This window comes from Dyadobacter sp. CECT 9275, assembly GCF_907164905.1.
GTDB lineage: Bacteria > Bacteroidota > Bacteroidia > Cytophagales > Spirosomataceae > Dyadobacter > Dyadobacter helix.
Genome location: NZ_CAJRAF010000002.1, coordinates 3,200,308 through 3,218,788 on the forward strand (window position 1 = coordinate 3,200,308; position 18,481 = coordinate 3,218,788).

Consider the following 18,481-nt stretch of genomic DNA (forward strand, 5'->3'; position numbering starts at 1 on the left):
GGGTTACCAGCAGCATCCTCAGGACCTGCTGGTCTGATCAGGTTCATATTGTCTTATTTTGCCTTCCAGAATTTCCTCAGGTCAAGTGTATTCGGATACTCAGGGTTAATAAGTTCAATAGGAGTATCGCTTTTCATATCCTTTTTGGTTTCAGCCACAAAACGGGAAACTCCTTTGGATGAACCTTCCACGATCGGCACTTCCTGCCTTGCGGAAGGGGTATGCCCAAAACCCTGGAACAGGCTGATTCTACGCGACTCTGCCTCGTAACTATTGACCGGATAAGTATCAAAACTACGCCCGCCCGGATGAGAAACAAAATAAGTACAGCCTCCCAAGATACGGTTATTCCACGTATCTACAATATCAAAAACCAAAGGAGCATCAGCCCCGATCGTCGGATGAAGGGCAGAGGGCGGGTTCCAAGCTTTATAACGGATACCTGCCACAAACTCTCCTTTGATGCCTGAGCTCCTTAGCGGTACCCGGCATCCATTACACACCAGAATATGCCTTCCTTCCACAAATCCGCTTACCTTAACCTGTACTCTTTCCAGCGACGAATCTACAAAACGGGCCGTACCAGCGTTGGAAAGTTCCTCTCCCAGCACATGCCAGGGCTCTATTCCAAGACGGATGTCGAGCTGGATATTATCCACCTTAATACCACCGTAATAAGGAAAACGGAATTCAAAAAACGGATCAAACCAGGAAATGTCAAAATGATATCCTGCTTCCTTCAGATCATTTACAACGTCCACCATATCCAGGTATGCGAAATGCGGCAAAAGGAATCTGTCGTGCAATTCGGTACCCCACCGGATCAGTTTATGCTTGTAAGGCTGTTTCCAGAACTTGGCGATCAGTGCCCTCACCAAAAGTGTCTGAACAAGGTTCATGTGTTTGTGTGGGGGCATATCAAATGCCCGAAACTCCAGAATACCCAGTTGCCCGGTAGATGAATCCGGAGAATAGAGTTTATCCATACAGAACTCCGAACGGTGGGTATTTCCTGTGATATCCACCAAAAGGTTTCTGAATATCCTGTCCACCATCCAGAAAGGAACCTCTTTATCATCGGGAATCTGTTCAAACGCCAGTTCCACTTCGTACAACCGCTCGTCACGTCCTTCATCAATACGAGGAGCCTGGCTGGTGGGCCCTATAAACGGCCCTGCAAAAAGATAACTCAGCGCCGGATGATGCTGCCAGTAGGTTAGCAGGCTCCTCAGCAGGTCAGGACGGCGCAGGATAGGACTGTCTGCTGGCTTGCTTCCTCCTATTGTTACGTGGTTACCTCCGCCGGTTCCGGTGTGCCGTCCGTCCACCATAAACTTATCAGTCCCTAGTCTTGAGAAAAATGCCTCCTCGTACAACGCGCTGATATTGTCAACTAATTCCTGCCAGGTTTTCGAAGGATGAATATTTACTTCGATCACTCCGGGGTCCGGCGTCACCACCAACTTTTGAATACGGCTGTCTGAGGGCAACGGATACCCTTCAATACGTACAGGGAGCTGAAGTTTTTCGGCTGTGGCTTCAACCGATGAGATCAGATCAAGATAATGTTCTAGGTATTCCGTGGGTGGTAAAAAAACATAAATGATCCCGTCACGTTCCTCAACACTCAGGGCAGTTTTGATAATGGGTACTTCAAAAAGTAAGTTATCTTCCGGCTCTGTTTGCTTTGTTGGCTTTTTCTCATCCCGATCATCTTCTTCAACCGGTTGAATAAACACCGGCTTATATGCGGGTGCTACGGTTCCGTATCTCTGTTCTACAATGGGAAAATAATCCGTCAGCGGCGGAAGATCCTCAAAAGGACTTCTTTCTATGGGTTGTTCCCGTTTGTCTTTTGCTACCTCAGGAAGTGACTTCAGAGGCAACCTGAAACCAAGAGCCGAATTCCCGGGTATCAGAAAACAATTGTTCCTCCTGAATTGCCACTCGCAACTCACCCAGGAATTAATACCATAATCCCATTTAAGCGGCAGTACATATCCGGCCGGATTATTAAGCCCTTTTTCCAGTAACCTCGCAAGTGTCCTGCGCTCAATAGAATCCTTCAGATTTACCTTCAGAGGATCAACATTCACAGGTACTTTCCCTTCCTCCATGGCCCAGTAAACCGGGTCTTCATAGGCTGGCGTAATATTATTGGTGTCTATACCCAGATACTTGGTCAGTTCGGTTGCAAACAACTCCGCATCTCTGAAGGTAGCTTTGGTTTCGTCTTCCTTGGTTACCAGCGCATCATTCTTCCAGATCGGCTGCCCGTCCTTTCTCCAGTAAAGAGCATACTGCCATCTTGGAAAAGGCTCGCCGGGATACCATTTCCCCTGCCCGAAATGCAGCAGTCCGCCAAAAGCGAAGCGATTTTTAAGCCTGAGCGCCAGGTCATAGGCAAGCTGCCGTTTCAAAGGGCCGTCGGCTGCCGTGTTCCATTCTGCTGACTCGTAGTCATCAATAGAAATAAAGGTAGGCTCACCGCCCATCGTCAGCCGCACGTCACCTTCCTGCAAGTCCCTCTCAACCGCGTTTCCTACTTCCATGACCGCAGCCCATTGCTCCTCTGTGTAAGGTTTGGTAACCCGGGGATCTTCATGGATACGGAAAACCTTGTTTTCAAATTCAAATGTTACCTCGCACACATCAGTTGCACCCGTCACTGGAGCTGCACTGGCGTAATCGGGTGTACACGAAAGAGGGATATGCCCTTCACTGGCGAAAAGTCCGGATGTCGGATCCAGGCCAATCCATCCCGCACCGGGTACATAGGCTTCAGCCCATGCATGAAGGTCGGTAAAATCCTCCTCCGGGCCCGACGGGCCGTCCAGCGACTTGATATCTGAAGTAAGCTGTACCAGGTATCCCGAAACAAAACGTGCCGCAATGCCCAGATGACGCAGTATCTGCACCAAAAGCCAGCCCGAGTCTCTGCAGGAACCGCTTAATGACGTAAGCGTATCTTCGCAGGTCTGCACGCCGGCTTCCATCCGGATATTATATTTTAAACTCTGATATAACTTTTGATTGAGATGTACCAGGTAATCCACCGTCTTAATGCCGCTGTCTATTCTGTTCTGAGCAATCCACTCCAAAAGCTTCGGACCGGCTTCACGTGGTTCCAGATAGGGCCCTAATTCCTTGCGGAGCAGCGAATCATATTGAAACGGAATCATATCGGCATAATCCTCGACAAAAAAATCGAACGGATTGATCACCTGCATTTTTGCTATTACTTCTACATCCACCCGTAATTCCGTTGTTTTTTCAGGAAATACCACCCTGGCCTGGTAGTTCCCAAACGGATCCTGCTGCCAGTTGATAAAATGGTTTTCAGGGAAGATCTTGAACGAATACCCTTCAATGGCCGTACGGGAATGAGGTGCAGGGCGTAATCTGAAAATATGGGGCGTCAATGAAACGCTCCGGTCAAATTTATATCGGGTCTTATGAGAAATAGCAACTTTGATAGCCATAATTAGATTATTACAATAATATAATGTTATTTGGAACTTTGAAAAGATACAGTATTAAACGAACGCATTCTACAAATTTTTCAAAACATATACCATTCAGTAAAGCAATATAACAGAATAATATTTTAAGACAGGAATCGGGTAAAAAGTTAAATGATTTACCCGACCCCGAAACAGATGAATATTAAAGATCAAACATGCCGTTTATCTAATTCATTCCATTTAAATTCGTCCTCCCTCCTTATCCGGGAAGATCACCTGAGGGCAGTATGTTCGTGTAACCCGATATTTAAGAATCATAATATCTCTTTAAAACCTGATGAAAATTGCGATCATTGGCTGCGGCAATATGGGAATGGCCTTTGCCAGAGCCTTTCTGAAATTTGATCTTGTCAGAAAGGAAGACTTTTTACTCGTTGAAAAAAGTGAAGACCGTATGGAAAAATTAAGCAGTTTCCAGCCGGGTGTAATTACAGGCGTGATCAGCCCGCAGATCGGCGAATATGACCTGGTCATACTTTCGGTGAAACCCCAGGATTTCACCTCTGTTTCCGGCGCGCTGCGGGAGGTAATGAATCCCGGGCAGGTGGTACTGTCGATCATGGCAGGCGTCACCATCCAGATCATCCAGGAGGCTCTGGACCATAAAGCGGTGATCAGGGCTATGCCTAACACCCCCGCTATGCTCGGAATGGGGATCACCGCCTATGCGGCCTCTCCGGAAGTGGAAATGAACCAGCTGCGGAAAATTGAAAACCTGATCAATGCAACCGGACGCTCCGTATTTCTGGAAGACGAGGATCAGCTGAACGCCGTGACCGCACTGAGCGGAAGCGGTCCCGCGTATTTTTTCTATGTTGTGAAAGCCATGATCGAGGCGGGCAAACAAATGGGCTTTGAGGAATCGGTGTCAGCATTACTGGTGAAACAGACTATGCTTGGCTCCTTTCACCTGATCAACACCGCCGACAAATCTCTGGATGAACTCATTAAAGCCGTTGCTTCAAAAGGCGGTACTACGGAAGCTGCGTTACGCCAGTTTGAAGCTGGCAATCTGGACGAAACATTAAAACAAGGGATACTCGCCGCGCAACAGAGATCCAAAGAACTCTCAAAAGGATAAGCATCCTTACAATACCTTTTTCCAATCTCCGCAACGGCCTGTTTCCAGAAGAAACAGGCCGTTGCGCTGACAGACCCTGCCTCCCGGCCAAAGACTTCAACACTATTCGCAGCAGCAACTCGCTGATTATCAACTTAACATAACCGAAAACTAATTTTATTAATTTTTCTGCAAACTTTTCAACAAAGCAAAATATTACAATAAACTCAAAATCAATACATTAAAAGATATAATTTGTCAACTTTTTCATTTTCATCCCACAGAAAAATTAAAAAATGTTTAGCTTTGCAACGCATGAAATTTACAAGAATTGCAGTAACCAATTGACATGGAAGCCATACAAACTACAAAAACCTATTCTTCCGACGAAGCCTTCCAGGCGTCCGTGCAGTATTTCAAAGGCGATGATCTGGCAGCCCGCGTCTGGGTAAATAAATATGCTTTGAAAGATTCATACGGAAATATCTTCGAGGCTACGCCGGACGATATGCACCGAAGGATAGCAAAAGAGATTGCCCGCATCGAAAACCTTTACCCCAATCCGCTGAGCGAAACCGAGATTTTTGACCTGATCCGGGATTTTAAATACATCATCCCTCAGGGCAGTCCCATGACAGGCATTGGCAACCCCTATCAGATCGCCTCATTGTCCAACTGTTTTGTGATTGGCAATAATGGCCCTTCTGATTCGTATGGTGGCATTATGAAGGTAGACCAGGAACAGGTTCAGCTGATGAAACGTCGTGGAGGTGTGGGGCACGACCTTTCCTATATCCGCCCTAAAGGTTCTCCCGTAAAAAACTCGGCGCTGACCTCTACCGGAATTGTTCCTTTTATGGAACGCTTTTCAAATTCCACCCGCGAAGTGGCCCAGGACGGCCGCAGAGGGGCACTGATGCTATCAGTTGCCATCAAACATCCGGATTCAGAAGACTTCATTGATGCAAAAATGGAGCAGGGGAAAGTAACCGGAGCCAATGTTTCCGTCCGGATCGACGATGCGTTTATGAAAGCTGTAGAAACCGGTTCCAGTTACATACAGCAATATCCGATCAACAGCGTTTCCCCGGTTTATATAAAGGAGATTGACGCAACTGCCCTATGGAAAAAAATTGTGCATAACGCCTGGCGGTCCGCCGAACCCGGGATTTTGTTCTGGGATACCATCATCCGGGAGTCGGTACCGGACAGCTATGCCGACCTGGGTTATGCAACGGTATCCACCAACCCCTGTGGGGAGATACCCTTATGCCCCTATGATTCGTGCAGATTACTGGCTATCAATCTTTTTTCCTATGTGGAGGATGCGTTTACGCCACAGGCCCGCTTCAATTGGGACTTATTCAAAAAGCATATTGCCGCCGCCCAGCGCATGATGGACGATATCATTGACCTGGAACTTGAAAAAATTGATGCAATACTTCAGAAAATTGACGCTGACCCGGAAGATGAAGAAGTAAAACGCACCGAGCGGAATTTATGGGTGAACATCCGGATCAAAGCCAAAGAAGGCAGAAGAACAGGCATCGGTATCACGGCGGAAGGAGATATGCTTGCGGCGCTGGGCTTACGATATGGTAGCGAGGAAGGCACTGCGTTTGCTGTTAAAATCCATAAAACCGTTGCACTGGAAGCCTATCGCGGCTCCGTACACATGGCGAGGGAAAGAGGCGCTTTCAAGATTTTTGATTCTGAAAGGGAAAAGAACAATCCATTTATTCTGCGGTTAAAAGAGGCAGATGCACAGCTCTACTATGAAATGCTAGAATATGGCAGAAGAAACATAGCGTTGCTCACCATTGCACCAACCGGCACCACGAGCCTGATGTCCCAAACCACTTCCGGTATAGAGCCGGTTTTTCTGCCTGTGTATAAAAGAAGACGTAAGGTTAACCCCAACGATAAAGACGCACGTGTAGATTTTGTGGATGAAGTGGGCGATTCCTGGGAAGAATACGTGGTTTTCCACCACCGTTTCAAGCAGTGGATGGAAGTGAAAGGCCATACAATCCGGAGTAATTATTCGGAAAAAGAACTCGACGACCTGGTGAAACAATCTCCCTATTATAAGGCTACTTCCAACGATGTGGATTATTTGAAAAAGGTCAGGATGCAGGGAGCCATTCAGAAATGGGTGGACCACTCCATCAGTGTCACCATTAACATGCCCAATGACGTGACCGAAGATATTGTTGGTGAATGTTATATGGAAGCCTGGAAAGCGGGCTGCAAAGGTGTTACAGTTTATCGCGATGGCTCACGGTCGGGTGTATTGATTTCAAATTCTGAAAAGAAAGAAGAGGCGAAAACCCCTTCCAACACTCCGTTTCCAACCATCAGACCTCAAACCCTTGATGCAGATGTAGTTCGTTTTCAGAATAAAAAGGATAAATGGATTGCCTTCATCGGGCTGATCGACGACCGGCCTTATGAGATCTTCACAGGATTTGCCGATGACGAAGACGGGATACTGATTCCACGCTGGGTGAACGAAGGGCTGATCATTAAAAACCGTGAAGCAGACGGCAGCTCACGCTATGATTTTCAGTATAAAAATACGCGTGGTTACAAAACTACCATTGAAGGACTTTCGCACAAGTTCAATCCAGAGTACTGGAACTACGCCAAACTGATTTCCAGTACCTTGAGACACGGAATGCCTATTGAAAAGGTAGTTGACCTCATCAGCAGCCTACAGCTGGATGAATCCATTAATACCTGGAAAAACGGGGTTGCCCGCGCACTGAAACGTTATGTTCCGGACGGAACGGAAGTGAAAAAGCAAATGTGTCAGAATTGTAATTCCACAAATCTGATGTATCAGGAAGGTTGCCTGACCTGCAAAGACTGCGGCTCTTCGAAGTGCGGATAAGATAAACTATCGCCAGACAACGCTGAATGGATTGTCTGGCGATATAAAATCAATGTGTCTCCTCCACTACGCCCAGATAGTTGAATGGGGTAATCTGACGCAGTTCTTCTCTTATTTTCTCTGAAACGTCCAGCGTCTCAACAAATCTTGATATAGAATCGTGCGTGATTTTTTCGTTGGTACGTGTCAGCTCCTTTAAGGCTTCATAGGGCTTGGGATACCCTTCACGGCGTAAAATCGTCTGGATTGCCTCTGAAACGACAGCCCAGTTATCCTCCAGATCAGCTTTAAGATTGTCCGAATTAAGCTCCACTTTACCCAATCCTTTCAGCAGAGAATTCAGGGCAATCGCCAGATGAGAAACCGGCACACCAATGTTGCGGAGAACGGTAGAATCCGTTAAATCCCGCTGTAATCTGGATATTGGAAGTTTGCTGGCGAAATGCTCAAAAAGAGCCGAAGCAAGTCCGAGATTCCCTTCTGAATTTTCAAAATCGATCGGGTTAACCTTGTGCGGCATGGCAGATGAACCTACCTCTCCGGCTTTTATTTTTTGCTTAAAATATCCCATCGATATGTAAGTCCACATATCCCGGTTCAGGTCAGTAAGGATTGTGTTGATTCTTTTCAGACAGTCAAAAATGGCTGCCAGGTTATCATAATGTTCGATCTGGGTCGTATGACGGCTTCTTTTTAAACCTAAGCCTTCCACAAAGTGATGCGCAAACGCCATCCAGTCGTGTTTGGGATAAGCCACATGATGTGCGTTAAAGTTACCCGTCGCACCACCGAATTTGGCCGAATGCGGAATTTTATCCAGCATCTCAAGCTGCCTTTCCAGCCTTTCCACAAAAACAAGGAATTCCTTACCAACACGTGTGGGGGAAGCCGGCTGTCCATGTGTGAAAGCGAGCATGGGTGTGTTCTTCCACTCAATTGACATCCGTTTCAAAACAAAGAGTACCTGACGGAACAACGGTTTTATCTGACGTTCCAGCGCATCTTTTAAGGATAAAGGAATAGCCGTATTATTGATATCCTGTGATGTAAGACCGAAATGGATAAATTCCTGGTAAGCCTCAATTCCCAGCTTTTCAAACTCAAGCTTAATGAAATATTCAACCGCTTTCACATCATGGTTGGTCTCCTTTTCTATTTCCTTTATGCTCAGAGCATCCTGTTCGCTGAATTCTTCATAGATTTTGCGAAGGGAGGCGTATGTTTTTTTGTCAAAGTCGGATAATTGCGGAAGAGGGATTTCACACAAAGCGATAAAGTACTCAATCTCAACGTATACCCTGTAATAAATAAGTGCATACTCCGAGAAGTAATTTGAAAGCTCAGATACTTGCTTGTAATAACGGCCATCCACGGGCGAAATCGCCGTAAGTTGATTCAAAGACATGATATTCAGTACAAAAAGATAGATTAGGGGACAAAGTTAGTAGAATTCATCATCCAAAAATGGTAAACCCGGGATGAAATATTCTTTTTGGTATTTGTGAAAGATATTTTAAAACTATTCGCATATTCGTCTTTTACCTGACCTGATATCCAAATTCATGCAACCATCACCATTTTTAGGCGAATTAGTTGGGACGATGATTCTGATCGTTCTTGGCAACGGCGTAGTATCCAATGTAGTGCTCAAAGGTACCAAGGGCAACAGCGGCGGCTGGATCGTGATCACGGCTGGCTGGGGTTTTGCGGTGATGATAGGAGTTTTCACGGCCAATGTTTTTGGAAGTGCCGCTGCACACCTGAACCCCGCTGTAACTATAGGCTTTGCTGTACTGAAAAATGATTACAGCCTCCTGGCAAGTTTTATCCCTGCCCAACTGATCGGTGCATTTTTAGGAGCGGTGTTCGTGTGGCTGCAATATTTGCCTCACTGGAAAGCAACCAGCGATCCCGGCGCAAAGCTGGCCTGTTTCGCCACGGATCCGGCAATCAGAAAAACCGGAGCCAATTTTCTCAGCGAATTTCTGGCCACCATCATGCTGATCGTAGGTATAGTGGCAATCGGTTATGCTGATTCCTCCAACCCGGAAAAGGGAGGTATCCCCCCTGGTGTTGCACCTTACCTGGTTGGCTTGCTGGTATGGAGTATCGGCCTCTCTCTTGGTGGTACTACAGGCTACGCCATTAATCCGGTACGAGATCTGGGACCTAGGATTGCCCACGCCATTTTACCTATTGACAACAAAGGTTCTTCCGATTGGGGCTATGGATGGATACCCGTCCTTGCACCCCTACTTGGAGCCGCAGTGGCTGGGTTTCTGATGCGCATGATCGCCCTTTAAATCGTAATCGGGCTCACTTAAGATTTAGATCTCAGTTCACCAGCACCTCGTCTACAAAAACCCAGGCTTTTTCTCCCTTTCCGGGATGCCAGGGGGGTAATTTACCCAGCGGCTTGGCAATTACCTTGATACATGCAACCGGCTGAGGGACAAAATCGGCAGTAAAGGCAACGTTCTTGCTGTTTCCGGTTGTCTTGTCCGGTGGTTCAGGTGTGAGCACTTTCAAAAGCTTCAGATTTTTTTCATCTCCTCCTCCCCAGATTTCAATGCGGACCGGAGGAAAAATAAAACCTCCGATATTACGATACATGCTCAGTGTAACACTGGATGCATTGACGGCCTTTTTAAATAGAAGATATGCCTGAAAATCCTGCTCACGGTACCCCAGCCATTTGCCGCTGGAAGCCGTTTCATCACTTTTTATTCCGTCTCTGATCGTCAGATCAAGTTTTGACCTGTATTTCTGATCCGGTTGGTTGATTAGACGAACGCTGTCGATGGTATAACCGGCCTTAAAGAAAAACTTTTCAGTTTTTTTACTCCCGTACCAGCCTTCCTTAAAGGCTCTGGCTTTTATCGTTGTATTTTTATCTATCAAAAATGGCTTTTTATAAACCAGAGAAGTACTGCTGTCAGGTTCGGACTCATCCAGTGTATACCGGATAGTGGTTCCCGGAATCTGATGTTTCATTTTAACAGGCACACCGGTTTTAAGGATGGCATCCTCATTTTCTATCACAGGCGGGTTCAATGCGAGTATCACGGTATCACTCCTGTAGCCCGTTTCGAACCGGATATTTTTTTCAGACTTCAGTTTGGCAAGTTCCTCTGTTGATAATCCTGTACTCCACACAAATACTTTTTTGAGCGAAGGTATTTCTTTCAAAACCTGGACCTGGGCCATTTTTACAGCGGTACCACTCAGCGATATTTCCCGTATTTTCCCCAGCTTTTTAAGTTCGTTTAAAGTTGATCCGGTTATATCTGTAAAATTCATAATCAGTATCCTCAACTCCGGAAACTGCGCTATGGCTTTTAAATCTTCATCCTTCACCGGCATCTTGCTCAGATCCATCGATACGATCTGGTTCTTTAAGGGAGAAAGGTCGCCGATATCCGAACTTTTGAAATTAGCCCGGTTGTAAAAATTAACGGACAAAGCCGGCGAACCGACGGCCAGGGGTTTGATGAGGCGATAATTGGTATTCAGCTTTTTGATTTCCTCTGCATCTGCAGGTCCGAAATCATACTGCTCCTCGGTACGCTTCCCTCCAAGTACATTCTGAGCATAGGCATATACAGGACTTTGCGGATTGAGAGCACTTACCTTTTGCTCAAAATCGGGTCCGGATTTCACCCATGCCGCCAGTAAGACAATCTCTTCGTCCGTGAGCTGGGCCTTCCCGCTTGGGGGCATGTGTTTTTTATCATCCGGCGAAAGATGTATGCGAGACAGCAACAGACCAAGGTCAGCCCTGGTGGTATCCCATAGAACCCCGCTTTTCCCGCCTTTTACAAGCAGCTCACGCGTCTGCATCTGCAGGCCACCTTTTGATTTTTGCTCGTTATGGCAGGCATAACATTTCTGCTCCAGAACCGGCTTTACCAAGTCTTCGTAAACCTTGGCATCCTCCAGACTAACCCGGCTTTCTTCTGTTTCCACGGGTATAAAAGCTGCCGTCAGAAAGTCATCTCCATGTGTAAGGTTTCCGCCTAGGTGTCCGCCTGCCAGCAAAAAAATAACCATTCCCAATGCCGTGAGTTTGGCTGCGGGTTTCCATGGAGGCAGATAGGCCAACATGCTATACCAAATAATGCTAACCAGGGAGATCAGTATTCCCAGCCATTTGTGCCAGAATAAAGTATCTGCCTCATAACCCTGCTCCTGGGATAAAATAAAACCGGAGAAGGCGGCAATGACAGCCGTAAAAACGCCGATGAGAAGCAAGTTTTCGGACAGCCCCGAATGCCAGCGAAGAGAATCCTTTTTTTCCACTGCAATCACCCAGATGGAGTAAATCAACAGGACCACCAGCGGGAAATGTAGCACCAGCGGATGTAAACGCCCCAATGGCTGCATCCAGGCGGGAGCCTGAAATCTGTCTTCAAAAAGAAGCAGGAATACTAATAATCCGTTCAGAAAAAAAGCCAGATTGTAAACCGCTCCTTTAATACTCCAACCGGAAACTGAATTTTTAAAAGTCTGAGCCATCAAGCGATAATCCCTTTTACAAGTTTACCGGCAACGTCTGTAAGACGGTACCGACGGCCCTGGTGTTTATATATTAATTTTTCGTGGTCAAGGCCCAGCTGGTTCAGTATAGTTGCATGAAAATCATGAACATGAACCGGGTCTTTGGCAATGTTATATCCAAATTCATCCGTTTCTCCATACACGATCCCGGGCTTGATACCGCCCCCTGCCAGCCAAACCGTAAAGGCCCTCGGATGGTGATCCCGACCGTAATTATCCTTTGTTAAAGTGCCCTGACAGTAATTAGTACGTCCAAATTCTCCTCCCCATATTACCAGGGTTTCATCCAAAAGTCCCCTCTGTTTGAGGTCGGTGACCAGCGCCGCCGAAGCCTGGTCTACATCCATGCATTGTCCTTTGATTTCGTTGGGTAACCCGCCGTGGCTGTCCCAGCCCTGATGATAAAGCTGAATAAACCGCACACCCTGCTCCGACAACTTCCTGGCCAGCAGACAGTTTGCCGCATAGGTACCGGGCACCAGACATTCAGGTCCATACATTTTCACGATAGACTCCGGTTCTTTGCTCATATCCGTAATTTCCGGAACCGCTGTTTGCATACGAAAAGCCATTTCATATTGCTGCACTTTCGCAGTGATTTCCGGATCATTAAATTCCGCGTAGGTACCCTGGTTCAGTTCCGAAAGCTTATCCAGCATTTTTCTGCGTTGCGCTCTGTCCATTCCTTCCGGATCGTTCAGATACAGAACCGGGTTTTCTCCGCTGCTGAACTGTACTCCCTGGTGTACTGAATCCAGGAAACCATTGGTCCATAATTTGGAATACACCCCTTGGCCGTTACCCTTGCCTCTCGATAGAAGCACACAGAAGCCGGGCAGGTTCTGATTTTCGCTGCCAAGCCCGTAGCTAAGCCAGGCACCCATGCTCGGGCGGTTACCTACCTGTGCACCGGTCTGGAAAAATGTAAGTGCAGGATCATGATTAATAGCTTCGGTGTTCAGCGTTTTGATGATACAAAGATCGTCGGCGATACCGGCTATATGCGGGAGCACTTCGCTCATCCACGCTCCAGACTTTCCGTGCTGCTTAAAATTAAAAATAGATCCTGCCAAAGGAAACTTTGCCTGGTTGGCTGTCATACCTGTCAAACGCTGGCCGCCCCTGATAGACTCGGGCAAATCTTCCCCGTGCATTTTATTGAGCATCGGCTTATAGTCAAAAAGATCCAGCTGGGACGGGGCTCCGTTTTGAAACAGATAAATAACCCTTTTGGCTTTCGGGGCAAAATGTGGTAATCCGGCCACGAAATCGTTCATATCACTTTCTGCTGTTCCTTTAAAAATGTCGGGTATCAGCAGCGATCCCAGCGCCGCACTTCCCAGACCAAGGCTGAGCTTGGACAGGAAATGTCTGCGGGTGGTATTCATTCCAAAATCAAAAACCTGCTTTTCCATAGTGAATGGCTGTTAGCAATTAGCTATAAGCTTTTTTACTGTAATAATCTCTTGTCAATATTTTTAAGGACCCCGGATTTCAGGTCTTATGTCACGATTTCGTAATGGTCTCCTCCATGTTGAACAACATGCTGATGACCCGCATTAAAGCTGCGGCCTGGTCTGCCTTCACCTTTTCTTCGTGCGGATGCTCTCCTACGTTCAGTACCTTTTCAGCCTGAGTCTTATTCTTACCAAAAACACCGGCTTCATCCTGATAGTATCCCAGTAAAAGCCCGAGTTCCTTTTCTGTGGGTTTGCGGCAAACAATTCGCTGGAACACTTCACTTATCTTATCTTCCATTGCCGCGGGTTTCAAGGATATCCTTTCTGCCATCACACGCGACGCCTCCAGTACAGTCGGGTCATTGAGCATCACCAGCGCTTGTAAAGGTGTGTTGGTTTTTAACCTTTTTACCTCACAATGATCGCGGTTGCTGGCATCAAAAATGATCATGGAAGGTGGTGGTACCGTCAGTTTGATGAAGGTATACATCCCCCTCCGGTAGAGGGCATCACCTCGGTCCTGCACATATTTCGATAACTGGCCCCGTCCGGAGGTTGCGGCTTCCCATAAACCTTTGGGCTGATATGGTTTTACACTAGGCCCTCCGACTTTCGGGTTAAGCAGCCCGCTGGTCGACAAAACAATATCCCTGATAAATTCAGCAGATAACCGGTATCGGGGCCCTCTGGACAAATAGATATTCTCCGGATCTTTACTCAATTTCTCCTGAGACAACTTTGCGGATTGCCGGTAAGTAGCAGACGTCACGATTTGCTTTACCAGCCTTTTGATGTCCCAGCCATGGTTCATAAAATCCACAGCCAGCCAGTCTAGCAATGCAGGATGGGTAGGCAGCTCTCCCTGCATACCAAAGTCTCCGGTACTTTTTACAATACCACGGCCAAAGAATTCCTGCCAAATCTGGTTCACAAATACCCTGGCGGTTAACGGATTCTGCTTGCTTACCGTCCATCTTGCCAGCCCGAGCCTGTTTTTAGGGTATTTGGTGGTATCAAATTTCATCACAGCCTTCAGCCCGCTTGCCGTTACAATCCGTCCGGGAGCATCGTAAACTCCGCGGTTCAGAATATGCGTAGGCCGTAAGGTATCGTTTTCTCCCATTACCGATACCATCAGGCCTGTTGTGTCGGGGTGGTTTATAAAAGTCAGCAGACTCTTTATGTCACTTTCGCCAATTGTCAGAATTGGTGTTTTGGCAGGTTTGGTCATGGATATGTCTCCCTCATATCCCTTTTCCCGGCTATTGTTAAAAAAGGCAAAAAGCCTGTAATAATCCTCCTGAGAGATGGGATCGTACTTATGATCGTGACATTGTGCGCATTCAACTGTAAGGCCGAGTATCCCGGTACTGAAAGTCTTGGTTTTATCAATATTATATTCAATGCGGTACTCCTCTGGAATGACACCGCCTTCTTCTGTGTATTTGTGATTTCTCAAAAACGCTGTTGCCAGGATCTGTTCCTTATTTGCATTCGGTAGCATATCTCCTGCAAGCTGCCAGGTCAGGAATTTATCATAAGGTAAATTCCTGTTAAATGCGCTGATCAGCCAGTCGCGCCAGGGCCATTGGCTTCTTATCTCGTCATCCTGGTAACCGTATGAATCCGCATAACGGGAAACGTCAAGCCAGTGAACGGCCATTTTTTCTCCATAAGTCTTCTGCGACAGCAACTCATCAACTATTTTGTCATAGGCCTTGTCAGTCTTGTCCGCGGCAAATTTTTGCTGCAACTCCAGGCTGGGAGGCAGGCCGTTCAGGTCAAGGGATACCCTTTTCAACAGATGCTCCTTATCGGCTTCCTCACTGGGTGCTAACCCCATTTCCTCCATTTTGGACAGGGTGAAATAGTCGATTTCATTTCTTACCCAATCTTTTTCATCCACGTCAGGCAAGGGCGATTGCTTTGGCATTGAAAAGGCCCAGTGCTGTTCGTATTTTCCACCCTGCTCAATCCACTTTTTAACTGTTGCGATCTCCGATTCAGTTAACAAGCCAAGATGAGATTCCGGCGTAGGCATCTGATAATCAGGGTCCGAGGAAGTAATTCTTTTATAAACCTCCGACTGCTCCGGATTACCCGGCAAAATGGCATACCCTTTGCCGTCCTTGAGCTTGGCATAAGCACTTTCCGCCATATCCAGCCTCAAACCCGCTTCCCGCTTTTTGGCGTCGGGCCCGTGGCAGGCAAAACATTTGTCGGAAAGGATCGGCCTGACGTTAAAATTATAGGATACAACCTCATCTCCCGACGACTTTTTTAAAGTCCCGTTCTTTTGAAAGCAGGAAATAGCCAGCATAGTGATGGCAATGGTAACAGCTGCCGAAAACAAAAGACGCTTCATCATAACTTGGATACCTAAATACACTAATTTTTTCTTCCTATATTTATAAACGACAAAATACCGCACAAAACTTCATCCTACCAAAAATTCTTAAATTATTTTAATAAATATACACCCCATACAAGGGACCGTGCCTGCCTAACGTTGAGTAATGATAAAAGAAATTTCCTGGGGCATTATACCCTTGGTTCTCCGTGAGTTTCTTGAAAAACCGGAGTATCCAGCATTCGACAAAAATGGTACACAGGGCCGAATACGGCGCCGTTGAAGGAAACAGGAATGGTTGCAGAGGATATCTTTTGCGGTTTCAGGCTCGTAGGCCAACCCCAGCGAAACCGTTACTTCCGATAACGTTATCGTGACTATTTATGAAGATGCAAGCGGTGTTCATCTGAAATTCATTTAAACTTGCAACTTGCAGGTATACGATTGCCAAAACTGCACTGTAATTAATATACGCTCAACCAACACTGCAAAGTCAGCAGAACTCACCGGAAACGGTACGCTTTAAGAATGTCTGATTTGAAATAATTAGTTCCTAAACACCCGTTGTTTACATATGGTAGACCGCCATGCAAAATCTGAAATTTTGAGCATGTGGGTATCCTTCAAAGCGGGGGACGAGAGGGCCTTGCGTTCTTTAATGGAGTTGTACCTGCCAAAGATGTACAATTATGGCAGCAAGTTTAGCAACGACCGTGAGTTTATCAAGGACTGCATCCAGGACGTGTTCATCGGAATGTGGCAATACCGTGAAAACCTGGCATTGCCCGACTCACCCAAGGCATACCTGCTGACAGCGTTACGCAGAAAAATGTTTAGCAGCAGATCAAGGATCACTTTGACTTCGCTTGATCCTAAAAGTGACATGTTGTTTTCAACGGAGCAGTCGGCAGAGGATACCTTGATTGAACGAGAGTCTATAGCGGGGCAAAACAAACTGGTGGCACACCTGCTGGGCCGCTTACCTGAGAGACAGCGGGAGGTCATTTATCTGAAGTTTTATCAGGGTCTTGACCGGCACGAGACAGCCGCGGTAATGGGAATTTCGGACCAGTCGGTTTCAAATCTTTTTCAAAAAGCCCTCAACGCCCTGAAAAGTCTTCATTCGTCGGGAGTTCCTGTTCTGGTGCGATCGGTCATTCATTTACTTCTCATTTGCAGGATATTGTCCTGATATTTCCGTACAGCTTCATTGTCGTTGAGCGGTGCTTTCCTTTTCATAATCAGAAACTTATCTGTGCTATTTATTTCTGTCAGCAGATAAACAGGTATTGCCCTGTGAATATGTCCATTATTTTTTTTGGAAGAATGGGGTATCTGCCGCTGATAACTGTGTTCTATTCATTTAGCAAACCAGACTCGTTATGTTAGACAAGTACAGACTATACGACGCGGAGGATTTTTTGCAGGACGATTGGTTTCGGCAATCCCTTGAAGGCAATAATCCCGCGGCCACTCAGTATTGGGATAATTGGCTCAAAGTTTATCCGGAAAAGGAAGCAGAGGTACTCAGGGCAAAAGCACTCTTTGAGGCTTTCAAAACGGATCATGGCTCGCTTACCCAGGAGGAGATAAACACCACGATTGATCGTACGCTGGAAAGGGTTGCTGGCATAAAAAGGGAAAGTGAGTTTCCGGAAAGACCTCTTTTTGCCTGGAGGTGGCTTAGCTATGTAGCCTCAGTTATGCTTATTTCGGGCATGGCGATCTATTTCGTAAAGGATAACAAAATCGGCACGAAAATAACGACCGTTAAAACACAACCTCCGGCGATGGGCTGGGTAAAGGAAGAAAACGTTGGACAGCACCCCAGGCTGGTGAAACTGCCGGAGGGGAGCAAAGTTACCCTGGAACCAGGCGCGATACTAACTTATCCGACGAATTTCAATAAGTATGAGCGCAGGACTTTTCTGCGGGGTAATGCTTTTTTCGATGTAGCAAAAGATCCGGATAAACCATTTTTTGTGGTTGGAGAAACAGTCATTACCCGCGTGCTGGGAACCTCCTTTTGGATACGGGATGATCCTGATCACCAGAAAATTGCGGTGATCGTGAAATCCGGGAAAGTGGCGGTTTCTGCGCGGCACGGGAGCGGGCAGAATTTAACCTCCGACGCCGTTTTTCTCACCCCTAATCAAATGGCGGTATTTTCTCCCGAAACCGAGCAGCTGACGCGTGAACTGGTGGAAAAACCTGTTGTGATCAGTACTTCGGCCAGTTTGTCTGCCAGTTACGAAGACGTGCCAATCATTCGTATATTAAAAGAACTGGAGGATGCTTACGGAGTAAAAATAACGTACGATGCAGAGGTTTTAAAGAACTGCCAGATCTCAGCGTCATTTGCTAACGAGACTTTCTTTGAGAAACTGGAGTCGATCTGCCTGTCGGTCCGGGCCTCCTTCCGGGAGGAAAACGGGCAAATCATTATTGATAGTAAAGGCTGTAATTATTAACCCTAAAACCCGATTGAGCTGCTTATGAAAAAATAGTTATACAAAGTTTAAAATCGGTAGTGAGTCACCACTACCGATTGGCAACCCTGCTTTCGGAATGAAACAGCGCATGCGATGCATTCGGTGGCAGGGGAGTTTTTGTCTTGTCCGTCTAAAACAATCAAAA

Annotated in this window: 10 protein-coding genes; 5 read left to right on the forward strand and 5 right to left on the reverse strand. The window is 46.6% G+C overall.

Translation table 11 applies throughout. The features are described 5' to 3' along the window. Positions 1–53 precede the first annotated feature (53 nt). Positions 54–3,482 carry a transglutaminase family protein gene (locus KOE27_RS20980; protein ID WP_215240746.1) on the reverse strand — a complete coding sequence of 1,143 codons (3,429 nt, stop codon included), beginning with the start codon at positions 3,480–3,482 and terminating at the stop codon, positions 54–56. A 319-nt stretch (positions 3,483–3,801) separates the two neighbouring features. Between KOE27_RS20980 and proC the strand changes: the two genes are divergently transcribed. Both proC and KOE27_RS20990 read left to right on the forward strand, forming a co-directional pair. Continuing rightward, positions 3,802–4,605, forward strand: coding sequence for a pyrroline-5-carboxylate reductase (gene proC, locus KOE27_RS20985; protein ID WP_215240747.1), 804 nt, complete (start codon positions 3,802–3,804; stop codon positions 4,603–4,605). A 328-nt stretch (positions 4,606–4,933) separates the two neighbouring features. Then, a complete protein-coding gene (locus KOE27_RS20990; protein ID WP_215240748.1) occupies positions 4,934–7,477 on the forward strand; it encodes an adenosylcobalamin-dependent ribonucleoside-diphosphate reductase in 2,544 nt (847 codons plus the stop codon). 49 nt (positions 7,478–7,526) lie between these two features. Here KOE27_RS20990 and purB read toward each other — a convergent pair whose 3' ends face one another. Then, complete coding sequence (gene purB, locus KOE27_RS20995) at positions 7,527–8,882, reverse strand: adenylosuccinate lyase (RefSeq protein ID WP_215240749.1); 1,356 nt, start codon at positions 8,880–8,882, stop codon at positions 7,527–7,529. A 157-nt stretch (positions 8,883–9,039) separates the two neighbouring features. Between purB and KOE27_RS21000 the strand changes: the two genes are divergently transcribed. Then, positions 9,040–9,780, forward strand: coding sequence for an MIP/aquaporin family protein (locus tag KOE27_RS21000; RefSeq protein WP_215240750.1), 741 nt, complete (start codon positions 9,040–9,042; stop codon positions 9,778–9,780). 31 nt (positions 9,781–9,811) lie between these two features. Here the strand turns inward: KOE27_RS21000 and KOE27_RS21005 are convergent, their stop codons facing one another. The 3 genes from KOE27_RS21005 to KOE27_RS21015 all read right to left on the reverse strand — a co-directional run bounded on the left by KOE27_RS21005 (position 9,812) and on the right by KOE27_RS21015 (position 15,862). Next, positions 9,812–11,992 (reverse strand): FN3 associated domain-containing protein, encoded by a 2,181-nt coding sequence (locus KOE27_RS21005; protein WP_215240751.1) that lies wholly within the window; start codon positions 11,990–11,992, stop codon positions 9,812–9,814. Then, a complete protein-coding gene (locus KOE27_RS21010) occupies positions 11,992–13,449 on the reverse strand; it encodes a DUF1501 domain-containing protein (protein ID WP_215240752.1) in 1,458 nt (485 codons plus the stop codon). Before KOE27_RS21010 ends, KOE27_RS21005 begins: the two co-directional genes overlap by 1 nt. Positions 13,450–13,540: 91 nt before the next feature. After that, complete coding sequence (locus tag KOE27_RS21015) at positions 13,541–15,862, reverse strand: PSD1 and planctomycete cytochrome C domain-containing protein (protein WP_406566863.1); 2,322 nt, start codon at positions 15,860–15,862, stop codon at positions 13,541–13,543. Positions 15,863–16,418: 556 nt separating this feature from the next. On the opposite strand from KOE27_RS21015, the gene KOE27_RS21020 reads away from it, so the two are divergent. Continuing rightward, positions 16,419–17,036 (forward strand): RNA polymerase sigma factor, encoded by a 618-nt coding sequence (locus KOE27_RS21020; RefSeq protein ID WP_215240753.1) that lies wholly within the window; start codon positions 16,419–16,421, stop codon positions 17,034–17,036. A 190-nt stretch (positions 17,037–17,226) separates the two neighbouring features. After that, positions 17,227–18,315 carry a FecR family protein gene (locus KOE27_RS21025; protein ID WP_215240754.1) on the forward strand — a complete coding sequence of 363 codons (1,089 nt, stop codon included), beginning with the start codon at positions 17,227–17,229 and terminating at the stop codon, positions 18,313–18,315. The last annotated feature ends 166 nt before the right edge of the window (positions 18,316–18,481 follow it).

What these genes read in the sequence shown, in the direction of transcription:
- KOE27_RS20980 (WP_215240746.1), bottom strand. Translation starts at nt 3,482, where the DNA reads ATGGCTATCAAAGTTGCTATTTCTCATAAGACCCGATATAAATTTGAC.
- proC (WP_215240747.1), top strand. Translation starts at nt 3,802, where the DNA reads ATGAAAATTGCGATCATTGGCTGCGGCAATATGGGAATGGCCTTTGCC.
- KOE27_RS20990 (WP_215240748.1), top strand. Translation starts at nt 4,934, where the DNA reads ATGGAAGCCATACAAACTACAAAAACCTATTCTTCCGACGAAGCCTTC.
- purB (WP_215240749.1), bottom strand. Translation starts at nt 8,882, where the DNA reads ATGTCTTTGAATCAACTTACGGCGATTTCGCCCGTGGATGGCCGTTAT.
- KOE27_RS21000 (WP_215240750.1), top strand. Translation starts at nt 9,040, where the DNA reads ATGCAACCATCACCATTTTTAGGCGAATTAGTTGGGACGATGATTCTG.
- KOE27_RS21005 (WP_215240751.1), bottom strand. Translation starts at nt 11,992, where the DNA reads ATGGCTCAGACTTTTAAAAATTCAGTTTCCGGTTGGAGTATTAAAGGA.
- KOE27_RS21010 (WP_215240752.1), bottom strand. Translation starts at nt 13,449, where the DNA reads ATGGAAAAGCAGGTTTTTGATTTTGGAATGAATACCACCCGCAGACAT.
- KOE27_RS21015 (WP_406566863.1), bottom strand. Translation starts at nt 15,862, where the DNA reads ATGATGAAGCGTCTTTTGTTTTCGGCAGCTGTTACCATTGCCATCACT.
- KOE27_RS21020 (WP_215240753.1), top strand. Translation starts at nt 16,419, where the DNA reads ATGGTAGACCGCCATGCAAAATCTGAAATTTTGAGCATGTGGGTATCC.
- KOE27_RS21025 (WP_215240754.1), top strand. Translation starts at nt 17,227, where the DNA reads ATGTTAGACAAGTACAGACTATACGACGCGGAGGATTTTTTGCAGGAC.